This is a genomic window from Streptomyces sp. NPDC048441 (assembly GCF_043200235.1).
Classification (GTDB): Bacteria; Actinomycetota; Actinomycetes; order Streptomycetales; family Streptomycetaceae; genus Streptomyces.
In genome coordinates, this window is the sequence record NZ_JBICXM010000007.1 from 143,195 (window position 1) to 160,600 (window position 17,406).

Genomic DNA, 17,406 nt, shown 5'->3' on the forward strand with positions numbered 1-17,406 from the left:
GGGGCGGGACGTGCGCAGTCCTGGAAGGAGGCGGTGTGGCGCCTCAATTGTCGTTCCAGGTGCTCGGACCGCTCAAGGTAAGTGTGGACGGTCGGCCACTGCTGCTGCGCAGCGCACGACAGCGCACGGTGCTGGCCGTGCTGCTGTTCACCCCGGGGCGTGCCGTCTCCGTGGACGCGCTCGCGGACGCCGTATGGCACAGCGATCCGCCTGCCACCGCCCGCAACCAGATCGCCATCTGTGTCTCCGCACTGCGCAAGACATTCCGCGACGAGGCGGGCGTCGACGGCCTCATCGAGACGCTGATGCCCGGCTACGCACTGCACAGGGAGGGCCACTACGTCGATGTGGCCGACCTGTACGAGTCGGCCGCGGCGGCCCGCGCCGCCGCCGAGGCCGGGGACGCGAACGAGGCCGCGGCCCGCTTCGAGGACGCCCTCGCGCTGTGGTCGGGGCCGGTGCTCGACGGCATGGACGGCAGCGCGCTGAGCGGCACGGTCGGCCGGATCTCCGAGCTGCGGATCGACCTGGCCGAGGAGTGCGCCGCCGTCCAGCTCCAGCAGGGCCGCTACCGGTCGGTGGTGGAGGGCCTGGGCCCGGTCGTCGCCGAGCACCCGCTGCGCGAGCACGCCCGCGCCGTACTCATGCAGGCGTACCACCTGTCGGGCCGCCGGTCCGAAGCGCTGGACTGTTACCGCGAAGGGCGCCGCATCCTCGTCGCGGAGCTGGGCGTCGAGCCGGGCGCCGAACTGCGGGACCTGCACCGCACGGTGCTCGAGGGCGACGGGCGGGCCCTGGTGCGGGCCGCCGCCGCGCCGGAGGCCGTTGTTCCCGATGCGGCTCCCGGCCCCGATCTGGATGACGTACCCCGCCAACTGCCCCTGCCACCCGAGCCGTTCGTCGGCCGGGCGGGCGAGATCGAGCTGCTGCGGCGGCTCGTGCCGCCGACGACGGGGTACAACGGCGGCACGACGGCCCGCGTCGCGGCGGTCTGCGGCGCCGCCGGAGTCGGCAAGAGCGCGCTCGCCCTGCACTGGGCCGACGGCGTGGCGGGGCGCTTCCCCGACGGCCAGCTCTACCTGGACTTACAGGGCCCGCACGGACACAGCGGCCCCGGTACACCCGAGGATGCCCTCGACCGGGCGCTGCGCGCGCTCGGTGTGCCCGGCACCTCGATCCCCGCGGGCCTCGAGGACCGGGCCGCGCTCTACCGGAGCACCATCGACGGCAAACGGCTGCTCGTCGTCCTCGACAACGCCCGCTCCGTGGAGCAGATCCGCCCGCTGCTGCCCGGCCGCGGCTCCGCCCGGGTCCTGGTCACCAGCCGGGACCCGCTGAACGAGCTCGCCGGGATGTTCGCCGTGCTCCGCGTGGAACTCGGCGCCATGAGCTCGGCCGAGTCACTGGACCTGCTCGCCGCCACGATCGGTGAGCACCGGGTGACGGCCGAACCGGCCCCGGCGCAGCGCCTGGTGGACCTGTGCGACCGGCTCCCGCTGGCCTTGCGGGTCGTCGCCACCCGGCTGCTGTCCGACCACCGGTGGTCGCTGCGCCAGATGGCGGCGCGGATGGAGGACCGCCGTGAGCGCATGGGTGTGCTCAGTCCGGGTGAGAGCGGACTGCGTTCGGGTGTCTGGCTCGGCTACCGGGCGCTGTCGGTGCAGGCCGCGCGGCTCTACCGGCAGTTGAGCATGTTGGAGGCGCCCGACTTCCCGGCCTGGATCGGTGTCCCCGTCCTCGGCGTCGCGCCCGATGCCTCCGAGGAACTGCTCCACCAGCTCGTCGGCGCCCAGCTCTTGGAGACCCGTCCCGCGCGGGACGGCGGGACCCGCTTCCGCTTCCAGGAACTGATGCGCCTGTTCGCCCGGGAGCGGTGCCTGGCCGAGGACAGCGCGCAGGAGCGCGAGCAGACCCTGGAGCGGGTCCTGGCCGCCGTACTCACACTGGTGTACGCGGCCAAGGAGCAGCTGTACGGCAAGGGCGAGGCTTCGCGCGGGGGCCCGGTGCACACCGAGCCGCTCCCGGGCGAGACGGTGAGCGAACTGGTTGCCGACCCCATCGAGTGGTTCGAGGGCGAGCGGGAGACGCTCGACGCCCTGGTGGCACAGGCAGTGCGCGACGGGCAGGCGGCCCGCGCCTGGCTCCTCGTGGTGGGGACGGTTCCGTTCTACGAGACCCGCAACTACCTGGAGGACTGGCGGCGCACCGCCGAGTGCGCCCTGGACGGCGCCCGGCGCGCGGGCCACACCCGCGGGGAGGGCACCATGCTCCGCTCCCTGGGGACGCTCGCCATCTACCAGCGCCGCTACGAGGAGGCGCGGGGGCGGCTGCTCACCGCCCTGGCCCATCTGGAGCGGACCGACGACACCCAGGGCCGGGCCATCGCGCGGCGCAACCTCGCGGTCTGCGCCCGCTTCCTGGGCGACCTCGTCGAGGCGGCCCGCTACTGCGAGGAGTCCCTGGTGCTGTTCCGGCGGGCCGGGGACAACTCGGGCCTCTCCCACGCGCTGGGGCTGCTCGCCCAGATCGAGATCGAGCAGGGCAACCCGGAGCGCGGCGTGGAGCTGAGCAACCAGGCGATCGAGGTCAGTTACGCGGCCGGGTCGCTGCGCAGCCGCACCCAGAACCTCTACCGGCTCGCCGAGGCGCTGCTCGGCACGGGCCGCTCCGCGCAGGCGGAGCGGATCTGCCACGACGTGGTGGGCCTCACCCGCGGTCAGGGCGACCGGCTCGGCGAGGCCCACGGGCTGTGCGCCCTCGGCGAGGCGCAATGGCGGCAGAACGAGCCGCGCAGGGCTCGCGCCAGCCTGCTGCGGGCGCTGCGTCTCGCCGAAGAGGTGGGCGACCGGTTCTTGCAGGCCCGGATCGTCATCCACCTCGCCTGCGCCGAAGCGATCCGTGGTGCCGTCGGTGCGGGCGAGCCCCTGGACTGGGCCCAGGAGGAGTTCCGTACGTTCAACGCGCCGATGTGGGTGCGGCGCGCGGGCCGGCTGCGCGAGGTTCTGGAGTCGCACGACGCCGCCCGTCCCATCGAAGGACCGGTCCTGGCCGGTCTGCTCGCCGACCGCTGACCGCTGACCCGCTGGGTCTTCCTCCCGCGTCCCGCCTACGCGTCACGTCCAGGGCAGGTCGCCCTGCGTGACACTGCCCTGCGCCCTGATCCCGGTCCACGGCAGATCGTCCGCGCTCTGCCCGGCGTCCATGGCGAGAAGCAGTGGAAGCAGGAGGAGCGCGGTGCCGGCGAGCGCGCTTGCGACCGTACGGGGCTTACGCATCAAGGATTCTCCTCATCGTTTCCAGAAATGCTCGCAGTGAGCTCGCAGTGATGCTTGTAGGAATGACTTGCAGGAATTCCTGGCGGAGTTTCTGGAAGCATCCTAGAAGGTGCGCCATTTTGATGCGATTTCTCTGCTATTTCGCGTACCCGAAATCCACTCGATAACGCGCGAAAAGTGCCCCCGGATACGGTTGTGGAGATTGATTCACACGGGATATACGGGGGATGTGGATTGAGGTACGGGGATTGCGCTGTGCTGAACTCTGCTGGTGTGGCCGTCCAGCCCGCCGAGAGTGCCGCCGAGCCGCAAGGGCCGGGCGCCGATGCTTCGGGGGCGCTCGAATTCCGGCTGCTCGGCCCGGTCTCCGTGACCCGGGCGGGTGCGCTTGTGCCGCTGTCCGGGGCGAAGATCCACACCGTGCTCGCGGTGTTGCTGCTCGCGCGCGGCGCTCTGGTCGCCGACAGCCGGCTGAGCGCCGCCCTGTGGGGAGACACGCCGCCGCCCACCTCGAACTCGCAGATCTATACCTATGTATCCCGGCTCAGGAAAACACTCAGGAACTGCGTGCAGATCTTTCGGAAAGGGGCGGGATACGTTCTCGACGCCCGGGAAGCCGAGGTTGACCTGTTCTCCTTCGAACGGCTCGACAGGCTCGGCCGCCAGGCCCTTGAGGAGAGCCGTCATGAAGAAGCGGGAAGGCTGCTCGGTGGCGCACTCGACTGCTGGAGCGGCCCCGCCCTGGAGAACGTGACCGAGCACCTTCTGCAGTTCGAGCGGCCGCGGCTGGAATTCCTGCGGGCGCAGGCGCTTGAGCGCCGGATCGAGGCGGATCTGTCGCTCGGCAGGCACCGCTCCCTGGTGCCCGAACTCCTGTCCCTGGTGGCCCGCTTCCCCATGGACGAGAACCTGCGTGCCCACCTCATCACCGCGCTGCACCACTCCGGCCGGCAGGCCGAGGCCGTCCAGGTCTACGGCGAAGGCCGCCGGATCCTCGACGAACAGCTCGGCGTCGCACCGGGACCGCAGCTCAGCGGCGCCTACGTGCGGATGCTGCGCGGCGAGAGCGCCGAAGGACCGCGCAGGCCGCTCGTGCTGCTGCCCCCCAGGTCCGCCGCGTTCACCGGGCGCACCGCCGAGACGGCCCGGCTCAGGTCGATGCTGCTGCGCCGCCCCTCGGGCCCCGGCGCCCGGCTCAGGGCGGCGCTGGTCACGGGGATGCCCGGCAGCGGCAAGACGGCCCTGGCCGCCGAAGTGGCCCACGGCTGCGCCGAGGCGTTCCCGGACGGCGTGGTGCATGCCGAACTCCAGGACGCCGACGGGGCCGCCCGGCCGCCCGCGGCCGTGCTCGAGGAGATCCTCGCCGCGCTGGGCGGGACCGAGGCCGCCGGGCAGGCCGCCCGGCACGGCCTGAGCGAGCTGGTGCGGCGCTACCGCGCCCGGACCGCGGGCTCCCGGCTGCTCGTCGTACTGGACGACGCCTCGGGCGACGTACAACTGACCGGGCTGCTGCCCGCAGGACCGGACAGCGCGCTGCTCGTCACCAGCCGGGCGCGTCTCGCGACCGTGCCCGCCGGTCACACCATGAGCCTCGGGCCGCTGGGCGATGAGGGCGCCGTGGCGCTGCTCGCCGAGGCCGTCGGCGCCGACCGTATCCGCGCCGAACCCGCGGCGGTCCGGGACCTGGTGCGCTACTGCGCCGGGCTGCCGCTCGCGCTGCGGATCGCGGGCGCCCGGCTCGCCGCCCGCCCGCACCGGACCGTGGCCCGGTTCGCCGCCCAACTCGCCGACCCGCGCACCCGGCTCGCCGTCCTGAGCTACGGCAAGCTCGATCTGGCCCGCACCCTCGGCTGGGCCCTGACCCGGCTCAGCCCGGCCACCGCGGCTGTGCTGCCCTGGCTGGCCTCGGTGGGGCCCGGCCCCTTCACTGCCCGGCTCGCGGGCGAGGTGACCGGCCTGACCGAGGCCGAGGCGGAACGCGCCCTGGAAGAACTCGTCGACGGCAGCCTGCTCTTCGAGGAGCCCGAAGGATCCCTCGGCGAGGACCGCTACCGCTTCCACCCGCTGGTCCTGCTGCACGCGGACACGACTCCCCGACGGGAATTGCCCCGGTGACCCCCTGCCAAGTCGACGGCAAGTCCGGCGAAAGCCCTGTTCAAGTCGGCGAAAGCCCTGTTCAAGACGGACGGCCGAGGCCGGCCGCCATGAAGCGTAAGGATGGTGACTGCCATGAGTGAGGTGGCCCCGATCACTCGGCAAGACGCGGTACAGGCCCTCTACTCGGCCATCGAGGAAGCGGCCGGACTGCTGGAGGTGGAGTACGCGCGCGACGACGTGCTGCGCATCCTGGACCTGTACGGAGGTGATCTCACCCAGGCCCTGGTCGCGTTCCGGGTGTCGACCGGCGCGCGCCGCGCGGGTGATCTCGACTGCCGGTTCACGGTGCCGGATGGTATCGACCCGTACCAACTCGCCGTGGACAACGGCCTGTTGGAGAAGACGGACCACCCCGTGGCCCAGCTGCTCGCGGACCTGCGGGACAACTGCCCCGTCGACGGCTACGGCATCGACTTCGGTGTCGTAGGAGGGTTCAAGAAGATATGGGTGGTGCTGCCGCGCACCGCCCTCCAGGACGTCACGAGACTCGCCGGCCTTCCGTCGATGCCGCGCAGCCTGGGCGAGAGCCTCGACTTCATCGCCCGGCACGGCCTCGGCGACACCGTGGGTCTGCTCGGCATCGACTACCGCAACCGCACCGTCAACATCTACTTCGGCGAGCCGCCCGCCGGGGGCATCTCCCCCGAGTCCGTACGCTCCATGCTCCGCGAGGTCGACCAGGCCGAACCCAGCGAGCAGATGCTCCGGCTCGGCCGCCAGGCCTTCGGCGTCTACGTGACCCTCGACTGGGACTCCCCGGTGATCGAGCGGATCTGCTTCGCCGTGGCGACGACGGACCCGGCCTCTCTGCCCGTCGAACTCGACGAGCAGATCGGGCTGTTCGTGCGGCACATGCAATGTGCCGACCCGAACACGAAGTTCGTCTACGCCGTCGCCTCCCAGCCCGACGGTGAGTACTACAAGCTCCAGGCCTACTACCGCTGGGATTCCGGCGTGCCGGAGATCATGCAGCTCCCCGAAGGGGCCCTCGCGGACCCGGTGTGACCTCGCGCCGCCTCTCCGCCCCTCTCCGCCCTCTCCGCCCTCTCTCCCCTCTCCTTTCCTCTCTCCTCTTCCCTTCTTCTCTTCTCATCTTCCTTCGGAAGGACAAACCTTGAGCACCGTAGAAGTTCCGGTACTGATCGTGGGCGGCGGCGGCTCCGGCCTGGCCGCTTCCGTCTTCCTGTCCGGCCACGGCGTCGAGCACCTGCTGGTGGAGCGCCGCGCGGACACCTCGCGCCTGCCGAAGGCGCACTACATGAACCAGCGCACCATGGAGATCTTCCGCCAGTACGGCCTGGCGGACGACGTGGCCGGACCGGCCGCCACGCCCGAACAGTTCGGCAAGGTCCGCTGGCAGACCACGCTCACCGGCCAGGGCCCGCTGGACGGGCGGGTCATCCATGAGATGGACGGCTTCGGCGGCGGCGCGCTGCGCGAAACCTACGAAGCGGCGGGCCCCGTGCTGCCGGCCAAGCTGCCGCAGCTGCGCCTCGAACCGGTGCTGCGCCGTCACGCGGAGGAGCGCAACCCCGGACGCGTCCGGTTCGGCCACGAACTGGTCTCGCTCACCGAGGACGAGGACGGCGAGAGCATCACCGCGGAGATCCGCTCCGCCGAGAACGGCGAGACCACGACGGTCATCGCGCAGTACGTGATCGCGGCGGACGCCGGCCGCACGGTGGGCCCCGCCCTCGGCGTACGGATGGAGGGCCTGCCCGCCCTGTTCGACGCCACCACCGCGTACTTCTCCGCTGATCTGTCGCAGTGGTGGACCGAGGGATCGATCATCACCTGGTTCCTCAACCCCTACCGCCGCGAACTGTCGAGCGCACTCATCGAGATGGGCCCGACCTGGGGCAAGCACTGCGAGGAGTGGGGCCTGCACCTGCCGCTCGTCGGTCTCGACCCCACCGACGAGGACGCGGTCGTCGGCCGCATCCGCGAGGTGCTCGGCCTGCCCGACCTGGAGCTGACCCTGCACGATGTGACCAGTTGGAGCGTGGAGGCGGTGCTCGCCGAGCGCTACCGCCACGGCCGGTCGTTCCTCGTCGGTGACGCCGCCCACCGCCAGCCGCCCGCGGTCGGCCTCGGCCTCAACAGCGGCATCCAGGACGCGCACAACCTCGCCTGGAAGCTCGCCGCGGTGCTCTCGGGCCGGGCCGGCGACAGCCTGCTCGACACCTACGAGGCCGAGCGCCGGCCCGTCGGCCAGTACAACCTGGGCTGGGCGATGTCCGCCGCCGCGAACCACCAGGTGGTCATCGATGCCGCCGTCGGTCTCGGCCCGCATGTGCCGCCGGAGCGCCGCATGCCGGTGTTCTTCTCCTACTTCTCGCCGACCCCGGTCGGTGCCGCGCAGCGCGCCCGCGCAGCGGAGATCTTCGCCACCCACCGCGCCGAGTGCCAGGCCCTCGACGTGGAGACCGGTTTCGCCTATGAGCAGGGCGCGGTCGTCCCGGACGGCAGCCGCCCGCCGGTCCGCTCGCCGCTGGGCGACGAGTACCGGCCCACGACCCGGCCGGGGCATCTGCTGCCGCACGCCTGGGTCGAGCGGGACGGCCGGCGGGTGTCCACCCACGACCTGGTCGGCTCGGGCACCGGCTTCGTGCTGATCACCGGGGCGGACGGGGCGGCATGGAACGAGGCCGCCGAACTGGCCGCCGGGAAGCTCTCCGTCCCCGTGACCGCGGTCCGGATCGGCGAGGGCGGCGAGGGCACGGAGTTCACCGACGCCGACGGCGTCTGGCAGCGCCTGCGCGAGACGGACGGGGCGGGTGCCGTGCTGGTCCGGCCCGACCAGCACGTGGCCTGGCGCGCCACGGGCGCCGAGGCGGACCCGGCGGGAGCCCTGACCGAGGCGCTCTCCCTCGTCCTTGGGCGCCGGGCGCCGTGACCGCCCGCACCACAAGACCGAACTCCCTTACGAACACGGAAGAAACCACATGATCAACAGAAGGTCCTTCCTCGCCGGTGCCGGCGGTGCCGCGCTGGCCACCACGGTGCTGTCCGGCGCCGCGCAGGCCAAGTCGACTGCCCTCGGCTCCCAGTGGAACCGGCTGGCCGACCGGCTCCAGGGACGTCTCGTGCTCCCGTCGGACGCGGACTACCAGCGGGCGAAGCAGCTCTACCAGGTCCAGTTCGACGCCACCAGCCCCAGGGCGGTCGCCTACTGCTCCTCCACCGCCGACGTCTCCGCCTGCATCCGGTTCGCCGAGGCACACGGCATACCCGTCGCCGCGCGCAGCGGCGGTCACAGTGCGGGCGGCTACTCCACCACCCAGGGCCTGGTCATCGATGTCTCCGGGCTCAACTCCGTGGTCCTCGGCGACGGTTCGGCGCGGATGGGGCCCGGCGCCCAGCTCGTCGACATCACGAACACGCTCGCGCCGGCCGGCCTCGGCATCGCCGGCGGCTACTGCCCCACTGTCGCGGCCGGCGGGTTCTTCCAGGGCGGCGGGATGGGCCTGTTCACCCGCAGTGTCGGTATCGCCTCCGACAGCGTGACCTCGGCGCAGGTGGTCCTCGCCGACGGGCGCACCGTCACCGCCTCGCCGAAGAGCCACAGCGATCTGTACTGGGCCCTGCGCGGGGGCGGTGGTGGCAACTTCGGGATCGTGACGTCGTACGACGTCACGCCGTCGCCGCTGACCGACGTGGCCGCCATCAACCTCGTATGGACCTTCGACCAGGCCCTGGACATGCTGGACGGCTGGAACAAGTGGCTGTCCGACGCCCCGTGGACGATCGGCAGCGGTGTCAACGTCACGCTCACCGACGCCGGTCCCGGCACCGTGCCGACGGCCTCGGTGTTCCTCGGCTCGGTGGACACCGGCGCGGCGTTCGACAGCGAGATCGCCCGGCTGATCTCGCTGGTCGGCCGCCCCCCGGCGTACCAGCAGAAGTTCACCGCCCCGTACAAGTCGGTCCTGATGTCGCTGTACCAGTGCTCCGAGCTCACGGTGCAGCAGTGCCACCGCGCGGACACCTCCCCCGACGGGAAGCTCCAGCGCCCGGCGTTCGGCGCCTGGCGCAGCCGTCTGTTCGAGCGGGAGATGCCGCGCGCGGGCTGGGCAGAGGCGCTCGAGACGTTCAACGCGAAGCGGTTCTCCGGGCAGATGCGCCAGCTGCAGATCTCGGCCCTCGGAGGCCGGGCCAACACCGTGGCCCGCGACGCCACCGCCTATGTCCACCGCGACAGCCTCTTCTCGGTCAGCTACCTCACCTCGAACGCCGCCGCACCGATCACGGACGAAGCGAGGACCGCCGCACTGGAGTACGTCGACGCCGGCTTCGCGGTGATCGACCCGTACTCCAACGGCGAGACCTACCAGAACTTCATCGACCCGCGCCTGCCGGACTGGCGGCGCTCCTACTACGCCGAGAACGGCGCACGGCTGTCCCGGGTCAAGGCGAAGTACGACCCGCACCGGTTCTTCCGGTTCGAGCAGGGCGTCCGCTGACCCACTGCCCGGCTCCGCACGGTGCCCGCCCCGGCGGGGCGGGCCCGTTCCCGTAACCCCAGGCCATCCCGCCGGTTCGGACCGGCCAGACAGGAGCACTCCATGAAGATCGCGGACCGCGCGCGACCGGCCCCGCTGACCCTGCCCGACGAGATTCGCCCGGACGACGTACGACAGGCCACGGCCCGTCTTGTCGCGTACGTCAGCGGCCGAACCGACGACGACGGTGTGATCCGGGAGCAGTGCGAGAGCAGGGTGCTCGAGTCCGCGCTCGCCCTCTCGCTGATGACGCGGACCGGGGCCGAATCCCCGGCCAGGGACCGCCTCCTCGCCTATCTGCGCGGCCACCAGGAGTCCCCGGACAAGCTCGACCGGGTGCTCGCCTCGCTCGCCCTCGGGGGTGCCGCGGGCCGGGAGCCCGGTGGCGACAGCGCCCTCGTCGGCACCCTGGCGGCGGGCGTCCTGGGCGCCGCGCCGGGTTTCATCTCCACCCGCCGCCGCCTCATGGTGTACGCGGTGCTCTCGGTACTCGGCTGCCCGCTGCCCGCCGACGCCGAACTCCCGGGCGGCGGACGGGTACCCACCGACCCGCTGCACTCCTGGGCCGCCGTGCAGCAGGCGGCCATCACGCGGATCCTGGCCGACGCCCTCGGCGTACGGAACGGGGTCACCGAGGCGGCCTTGGACACCCTGCTTGCCACCGACCCCGGCACCACGGTGTGGGAGGGCTACGCGCTCATGCACCTGCTGGTGCTGCACGCGCTCGCCGGGGCGCCCGGCCACGAGGAGACCGTGCGCCGCGGCCTGGGGACGCTGCTGCGTCATCAGCGCACCGACGGCGGCTTCCCGTTCGTCCTGGAGATGCACAACTGGTGCACGTCCACCGGCGGTCTCGCCCTGCACGCGGCGGGCGCCGACCCGGCGCTGCTGAACCGGATGGCGGCGACGCTCAGCGCCCAGCGGGGCGGCGCCGCGCTCCGCTCGCTCTCCCGCGGCCAGACGCTGACCGGCGGCTGGTCCATGTCGCCGATCGTCGCGCAGAACGACGTCGACGACACCTCCTGCGCCCTGGAGTTCCTCCAGGTGGTCGACCCGGTCGCACACGTCGGGACGGTGCACAGCGGGGTGGCCGCGCTGCTGGCCGTGCAGGGCGCGGACGGCGGCTTCCCGACCTACGTCCAGGGCGCCTCGTCCGAGCCGTGCATGACGGCCGCCGCGGTCTGCGCGCTCGGCCCGCACCCGGCCACCGCACCGCAGCGCGAGAAGGCCCTGGCGTTCCTCGCCGGCAGCCAGCTTGACGACGGCGGCTTCGAGCCGGGCTGGAGCCGCAGCCGCCTGCACAGCATGTTCCGGGTGCGGCTCGCCGCCTGCACGGCGGGCCCGGATGATCTGCGCTCCGCCGCCATGGCCGCACGGATCGAGCAGTCGGCGCGCGAGACGCAGAACACCGACGGCGGCTGGGGTATGCAGCCCGGCGACCCCAGCGACGACATCAGCACCGCCTACGGCCTGATCACGCTCTGCCACGCCGACGATCCGCAGCCCGTCGGCGCCGCCCTGACCTGGCTGCTCGAGCGGCAGAAGGCCGACGGCGGCTATGGCGGCCCGCCCGACATGGTCGGCCCGCGCCCCTTCGCCTACCGCTTCCCGCTGCTCACCGACATACCGGTGCTGCTCGCACTCGGGCACGTCCGCGCGCGGGTCACCGGGTGAACTCCTGAACCGCCTGTTTCACCAGCCACTGAACACACCATTCACCCCACGGAACACGGAGAGGCAGACATGCTTCGAAAACTGGCCGCCCTACCCAGCGGAAGGGTCGGCAAGTGGGTCGTCATCGCGATCTGGGCCGTCGTACTGGTCCCGGCGCTGATGCTGGCCGGGAAGCTCGGTGACGCGGAAGAGAACGACAACTCGGCCTGGCTGCCGGGCAACGCGGAGTCCACCGCGGTCGTCGAGCAGGCCCAGAAGCTGATGCCTGCCGACTCCGTGCCCGCGATCGTGATCTACGACCGGGCCGGCGGGGTCACCGGCGCCGACCTGGCCAAGGCGCAGGCGGACGCCAAGGCGTTCCAGAGCATCGACAACGTCGTGGGCCGGCCGCAAGAACCGGTCAAGTCCCAGGACGGCAAGGCCATCCAGACCATCGTCCAGGTCCACAAGGACAAGTCCGGCTGGGAAGGCCTTGGCAAGGTCGTCGACTCGATGACCGACGTCGGCAAGAAAGACGCGGACGGCCTCAGCTTCCACGTCGCGGGACCAGCCGGTTACGGGGCCGACTCGATCAAGGCGTTCGGCGGAGGCGGAGCGCTGACCACGATCACCGCGCTGGTCGTGGTCGCGATCCTGCTGATCACCTACCGCAGCCCGGTGCTGCCCCTGTTGCCGCTGATCACGGTCGGCGTCGCCCTGATGGCGGCGGAGGCGCTGATCTATCTGCTGGCCGAGCACGCCGGCCTCGTCATCAACAAACAGACCAGCTTCATCCTGGTCGTACTCATCTTCGGCGTCGCCACCGACTATGCGCTGCTGCTGATTTCCCGCTACCGGGAAGAGCTGGCGCGTCATGAGGACCGGCACGAGGCGATGGCGGAGGCCCTGTACCGCTCAGGACCCGCGATCATGGCCAGCGCGGCGACCGTCGCGATCAGCCTGATGCTGCTGATGCTCGCCCTTCTGAACTCCACCAAGGGCATGGGCCCGGCCTGCGCCATCGGCGTCCTGGTCGGCCTGGTCGCCATGGTGACGTTGATGCCGGCGCTGCTTGTCGCCTGCGGCCGGTGGATCTTCTGGCCGGTGAAGCCGGTGTACGGAGCGGAGGCCGCGCAGAAGGAGAGCATCTGGAGCCGGGTCGGGAACGCCATCTCCGGCCGCCCGCGGCTGGTGTGGGTGGGCACCGTGCTGGTGCTCGCGGCGATGGCGCTCGGCACGCTCGGACTCGATGCCTCGGGCCTGTCCAACAAGGACCAGTTCACCGACAAGCCGCAGATGGCGGTCGGTGAGGAGATCCGCGCCGCGCACTTCCCGGCCGGATCCGGCGACCCCGTCTTCGTCGTGGCCAGGGCCGCCGAGGCCGGTCAGGTCAAGACGGTGCTGGCCAAGGTGTCCGGGGTGAGCGCCGTCGCGGACCCGGTGATCAAGGACGGCAAGGCGGTGCTGAGCGCGCAGCTGGCGGACGAGCCGAGCAGCGAGGCGGCGATGCGCACCGTCGACCGGGCCCGGACCGCGGTCCACCGGATCGAGGGCGCGGACGCACAGGTCGGCGGCAGCACCGCGATCATGGTCGACACGGAGAACGCGGCGGCTCGCGACTCCAAGTTGATCATCCCGATCGTGCTGCTCGTGGTGCTGCTCATCCTGGGGCTGCTGCTGCGCGCGGTGGTCGCGCCGCTGCTGCTGATGGCGACGGTGCTGCTGTCGTTCGGCGCGGCCCTCGGCGTGAGCAGTCTGGTGTTCGAGCACGTCCTCGGCCTCGCCGGAGCCGATGCGTCGTTCCCCCTGCTGGCGTTCGTGTTCCTGGTCGCGCTCGGCATCGACTACAACATCTTCCTGGTCACCCGGGTCCGCGAGGACACCCTGCTGTACGGCACCCGGCGCGCCGCGCTGACCGGCCTTTCGTCCACCGGCGGTGTGATCACCTCGGCCGGTGTGGTGCTGGCCGGCACCTTCGCGGCGATGGCCTCGCTGCCGCTGGTCTTCGCGGTGGAGCTGGGCTTCACGGTGGCGTTCGGCGTGCTTCTCGACACGATCGTGGTGCGCTCGGTGCTGGTCACCGCGCTCACCCTGGACGTGGGCGGCTGGATGTGGTGGCCCGGCAAGCTGTTCCGGCAGCGCGACGACGCCGTGGCTTCGGCGGGCGAACCCGACCAGGTGCCCGCGTACAGCGGCAGGTGAACAACTCCCGCGCCGGGACCCGGCGCGGGAGGCCGGCCCGGGGACCGTGGGGAGCGGACCCGGCCGTGCGACGCGAACTCAGGGGCGGGCCTTGTGGCAGAGGCAACCGCATGGACAGTCCGCATGCACAGTCCGGGGCATGCCCGGACACACACTTTCGGGGCAGACCCTATGAGTGCAGAGACGATGGGCAGGGGAATCCGCCGCAGTGCCATGACCGCCGTCCCGGTGGTCGTCGGACAGCGCGGACGACAGGCTGTTGCCGAGCAGCGGCCAGGGGGGAGCGCCGGGAGCACGGAAACCACGGGTATGCAGCGCATAGCGGAACTCGAGCGCGAGATAGGGGAGTTGAAGCGCGCCAACGAGACACTCAAGCAGTACGTCAGTAAGGCGCTCGACCTCGACACCGCCTCCCCCCGGCGCCGGGACGACCGCGTCCCGGACACCGCAGGGGACGAAAGGCCGGACGGTGCCGGTCCACCGCGCCGCCCCGCGTCGGGCGTCGGGGTGGAGTTCCGGGTGCTCGGCCCGGTCGAGGCGGCCGTCGGCGGCCGGTGGGTGGACCTGGGGGCGCCCAAGCAGCGTGCGGCGCTCGTGCTGCTTGTGAGCCAGGTGGGCCAGCCGGTCTCGGTGGACGTACTGGTGGAGGCGCTGTGGGACGGACGGCCGCCGCAGTCGGCGATCACTTCGCTGCACGCGTACATCGCCAATCTGCGGCGCGCCCTGGAACCCCACCGGGCACCGCGCACCCCGGCGACGGTGCTGTGCACCCGCGGGCGGGGCTATCTGCTGAACAGCCGGGCCGTCGAGGTCGATGCCCACCGCTTCTGGGAGAGCGCCACCGCCGGATGGCAGGCGCTGGACCGGGGCGATCCGCAGCGGGCGCTGTACGCGTTCGAGGCGGGCCTGGCCCTGTGGCGCGGGGAGGCGTACGCGGAGGTCGCCGCGGCCCCGCATGTCGCACCCGAGGCGGTACGCCTGGAGGAGCTGCGCCTGTCGGTGATCGAGGGCCGCTGCGCCACCCTGATCGCGGTGGGCAACCACGAGATGGCGGTGCCCGAACTGGTGCCCTTCACCCAGGCCCATCCGCTGCGCGAGTACGGCTGCGAACTGCTGAGCCTCGCGCTGTACCGGGCGGGCCGGCAGGCCGACGCACTGTCGGTGCTGCGGGCCCACCAGAAGAAGATGGTGGAGGACCTGGGCATCTCGCCGAGCCCCGCGTTGCAGCACCTGGAACTGGAGATCCTGCGCCAGGCACCGGAGCTCGAGCGCTCCTAGGGCCTCCTGGGGCGGGTTTCGAAAGCGGCGTCCGAGCCTCCGGCCCGGCGGTCCTCGAACGGGCCGCCGGGCCGGAGGCTTCTTCGGCTGTCCGTGTCCCCGCGTGTCCCCGCGGCAGGGCGGGTCAGCGGGCGAGCACGAGGGTGGTGGGGGACGGGGTGTCCAGGAAGCGGATGTCCTCGAACCCGGCGGCGGTGAGCCACGCGTGGTAATCGCGGCGCCGCCACGTGGAACCCTGTCGGCTCTTGAGGAGCATCTCCCCGGCGAAGGTCAGGGCGAACGGCGGGCCGGTGCGGTCGTCGTCGGTGATGTAGTCGGAGACGACGAGCGTGCCGCCGGGCCGCAGCGCCCTGCGGATTCGGGTGAAGACCGCCTGGTTGCTCTGAGGCCCTTCCTGGTGGGCGATGTTGGAGTACATGACGACGTCGTGGTCGCCATCGCCGAAGTCGGCGGTGTGGAAGTCGCCGTCGACGTGGTCGACCCGGTCGCCCACGCCCTGTTCAGCGAGGAGCCGCCGGGCGATCGCGTTGATCGGTGCCCAGTCGATCTGGGTGGCGCGGGCGTCGGGGTTGAGCCCGAGCCAGACGGCCGAGCAGACCCCCGAACCGCCGCCGATGTCGAGGATCGAGACCTTCCCGGCGTCGGCGAGACCGAGCGCCTCGCCGGCGATGTGCGCCACGGGCACGGACTGTGCGGCGATGGCCTGGACGAGGTTCTCCCAGTGCGGGTTGTCGGCGACCTCCACCACCGCGTCCGCCACCGGCCCTCCGGCGCGTACGACGTCGGGCAGTGCGGCCAGTGATCCCAGGTGGCCCATCTTGAGGCGGGCGAACCCGGCCAGTGACGCGGGCCTGCCCGCCACGAGAAAGGCGGCCGCCTCCGGGGTGTTGCGGTAGCGGCCCCGCGCGACCTCGACCAGGCCGAGGGCGACCAGACCGTCCAGGAGCGCCTGCGCGCCGCGCGGCGCGATCCCGGCCTTCTCGGCCAGCGCCGCCGCCGTGTCCGCGCCGTCCTCCAGATGCGTGAACAGGTCGTACGTCGCCGCCGTGCCCAGCACTCCGGTGGCCCAGTAGCCGTTGATCATCCGCATGATCCGGTCGGACGTGGGTCCGTCCTGCGTGCCGATGGTGTTGTCGATGCCGGTGCTGCTCATGCGATCCTCCCTGCGTACGGGCGCGGCGCGGCCTCCGCGGCCGGGTGCGCCCCGTGGTGATGGGCCGTGCCGTCGACCCAGGTGCCCAAGGCCATCTCGGCGGTGATGCCGGGGCCGAAGCCGGCGATCATGCCGGTGGCGTCCGTGGGCAGCGGCCCTTCCTCGAACCGCCTGCGCAGGGCGTCGAACACCACCGCGCTGGCGATGTTCCCGTACTCGGTCAGCGTCCCCCAGCTGTGCCGGAAGACCGAGCGGTCGACGCCGAGGTACTTGGCGAGGTCGTCCAGGATCCGGGGGCCGCCGGCGTGGACGATGTAGAAGTCGAGGTCCGCGGCGTCCCAGCCATGGTCCGCCGCGAGGTCGCGCAGCACCGGGGCGAGCGGCTCCATGGTGCCCGGCACCCGGCGGTCGAGCTGGAAGTGGAACCCGGTGTCGCGCACGGCGTACGAGATCCACTCCTCGGTGTTCGGAATGAGGTACGAGGCGTTGCGGCGCAGCTGGACACCGGTGACGCCGGGGCCGCCACGGCCGCGCACCACGGCCGCCGCGACCGCGTCGCCGAACAGTCCGTCGGACAGCAGCGAGCCGATGTCGTCGGCTTCGGGCTGGTAGCACAGCGAGCACATCTCGCACGAGACGATCAGTACGTTGCTGTCGGGGTGGGCCGCGCAGAAGTCATGGGCGCGGTTGATCGCCGCTCCGCCCGCCGCGCAGCCCAGCTGAGCGATGGGCAACTGCCGTGTGTCGTAGCGGAACCCCATGGTGTTGATCAGCCATGCGGTGAGCGAGGGCATCATGAATCCGGTGCACGACACATAGATGATCGCGTCGATGTCGTCGGCTTGCAGCAACGCGTTCGCCAGGGCCTCCTCGACGGCCTCGGGGCAGCGTTTTTTCGATTCGGTCTCGTAGATGCGGTTGCGTTTCTCGAAGCCGGGGTGGCCCAGGGTCTTCTCGATGGGCTGCACCAGGTGCCGCTTCTGCACTCCGGTGTTCTCTATCAGTCGGAGTGCAAGCGGAAGCTGCGGTTTTCCCGCATGGGCTTTCCTGGCGAAATCCAGAGTCTGCTCCATGGTGATGACGTATTCCGGTACGCGGACCGAGGGCTTGCAAAGGATGGGCATGTCCTGCGTCTGCCTCTCAGAAAGTAAAGACATTTCTTCTGCCTTTGCCACGGCCGCTCGGT

General features: G+C 71.6%; 11 protein-coding genes. 8 read left to right on the forward strand and 3 right to left on the reverse strand.

What is annotated here, in order from left to right; all coding sequences use genetic code 11:
• Positions 1 to 35: 35 nt before the first annotated feature.
• Complete coding sequence (locus ACGFSB_RS19430; protein WP_393400515.1) at positions 36 to 3,071, forward strand: BTAD domain-containing putative transcriptional regulator; 3,036 nt, start codon at positions 36 to 38, stop codon at positions 3,069 to 3,071.
• A gap of 42 nt (positions 3,072 to 3,113) precedes the next feature.
• Here ACGFSB_RS19430 and ACGFSB_RS19435 read toward each other — a convergent pair whose 3' ends face one another.
• The gene (locus ACGFSB_RS19435) at positions 3,114 to 3,275 is read right to left on the reverse strand and encodes a hypothetical protein (RefSeq protein WP_393400517.1); all 162 of its coding nucleotides are present in this window, start codon (positions 3,273 to 3,275) and stop codon (positions 3,114 to 3,116) included.
• 273 nt (positions 3,276 to 3,548) lie between these two features.
• On the opposite strand from ACGFSB_RS19435, the gene ACGFSB_RS19440 reads away from it, so the two are divergent.
• From ACGFSB_RS19440 to ACGFSB_RS19470, 7 genes are all read left to right on the forward strand, one after another.
• Positions 3,549 to 5,390, forward strand: coding sequence for a BTAD domain-containing putative transcriptional regulator (locus tag ACGFSB_RS19440; RefSeq protein ID WP_393400519.1), 1,842 nt, complete (start codon positions 3,549 to 3,551; stop codon positions 5,388 to 5,390).
• A gap of 114 nt (positions 5,391 to 5,504) precedes the next feature.
• Positions 5,505 to 6,437 (forward strand): aromatic prenyltransferase, encoded by a 933-nt coding sequence (locus ACGFSB_RS19445; RefSeq protein WP_393400522.1) that lies wholly within the window; start codon positions 5,505 to 5,507, stop codon positions 6,435 to 6,437.
• Positions 6,438 to 6,546: 109 nt separating this feature from the next.
• Positions 6,547 to 8,328 carry an FAD-dependent monooxygenase gene (locus ACGFSB_RS19450; RefSeq protein ID WP_393400525.1) on the forward strand — a complete coding sequence of 594 codons (1,782 nt, stop codon included), beginning with the start codon at positions 6,547 to 6,549 and terminating at the stop codon, positions 8,326 to 8,328.
• A gap of 49 nt (positions 8,329 to 8,377) precedes the next feature.
• On the forward strand, positions 8,378 to 9,895 hold the full coding sequence (locus tag ACGFSB_RS19455) for an FAD-binding oxidoreductase (RefSeq protein WP_393400527.1): 1,518 nt from the start codon (positions 8,378 to 8,380) through the stop codon (positions 9,893 to 9,895).
• A gap of 102 nt (positions 9,896 to 9,997) precedes the next feature.
• Positions 9,998 to 11,608 (forward strand): prenyltransferase/squalene oxidase repeat-containing protein, encoded by a 1,611-nt coding sequence (locus ACGFSB_RS19460; RefSeq protein ID WP_393400529.1) that lies wholly within the window; start codon positions 9,998 to 10,000, stop codon positions 11,606 to 11,608.
• A 69-nt stretch (positions 11,609 to 11,677) separates the two neighbouring features.
• Positions 11,678 to 13,789 (forward strand): MMPL family transporter, encoded by a 2,112-nt coding sequence (locus tag ACGFSB_RS19465; RefSeq protein WP_393400532.1) that lies wholly within the window; start codon positions 11,678 to 11,680, stop codon positions 13,787 to 13,789.
• Between the two features lie 171 nt (positions 13,790 to 13,960).
• Positions 13,961 to 15,067, forward strand: a complete 1,107-nt coding sequence (locus ACGFSB_RS19470) for a BTAD domain-containing putative transcriptional regulator (RefSeq protein WP_393400534.1) — start codon at positions 13,961 to 13,963, stop codon at positions 15,065 to 15,067.
• 124 nt (positions 15,068 to 15,191) lie between these two features.
• Here the strand turns inward: ACGFSB_RS19470 and ACGFSB_RS19475 are convergent, their stop codons facing one another.
• Entirely contained in the window at positions 15,192 to 16,220 is a 1,029-nt protein-coding gene (locus ACGFSB_RS19475; protein ID WP_393400536.1) for a methyltransferase, read from the reverse strand.
• On the reverse strand, positions 16,217 to 17,344 hold the full coding sequence (locus tag ACGFSB_RS19480; protein WP_393400538.1) for a type III polyketide synthase: 1,128 nt from the start codon (positions 17,342 to 17,344) through the stop codon (positions 16,217 to 16,219). Before ACGFSB_RS19480 ends, ACGFSB_RS19475 begins: the two co-directional genes overlap by 4 nt.
• Between the last annotated feature and the right edge of the window lie 62 nt (positions 17,345 to 17,406).

Bases quoted from the DNA above. Each gene is read 5' to 3' on its own strand.
- ACGFSB_RS19435 (WP_393400517.1), bottom strand. From the start codon at position 3,275: ATGCGTAAGCCCCGTACGGTCGCAAGCGCGCTCGCCGGCACCGCGCTC.
- ACGFSB_RS19460 (WP_393400529.1), top strand. From the start codon at position 9,998: ATGAAGATCGCGGACCGCGCGCGACCGGCCCCGCTGACCCTGCCCGAC.
- ACGFSB_RS19455 (WP_393400527.1), top strand. From the start codon at position 8,378: ATGATCAACAGAAGGTCCTTCCTCGCCGGTGCCGGCGGTGCCGCGCTG.
- ACGFSB_RS19470 (WP_393400534.1), top strand. From the start codon at position 13,961: ATGAGTGCAGAGACGATGGGCAGGGGAATCCGCCGCAGTGCCATGACC.
- ACGFSB_RS19465 (WP_393400532.1), top strand. From the start codon at position 11,678: ATGCTTCGAAAACTGGCCGCCCTACCCAGCGGAAGGGTCGGCAAGTGG.
- ACGFSB_RS19445 (WP_393400522.1), top strand. From the start codon at position 5,505: ATGAGTGAGGTGGCCCCGATCACTCGGCAAGACGCGGTACAGGCCCTC.
- ACGFSB_RS19480 (WP_393400538.1), bottom strand. From the start codon at position 17,344: ATGCCCATCCTTTGCAAGCCCTCGGTCCGCGTACCGGAATACGTCATC.
- ACGFSB_RS19475 (WP_393400536.1), bottom strand. From the start codon at position 16,220: ATGAGCAGCACCGGCATCGACAACACCATCGGCACGCAGGACGGACCC.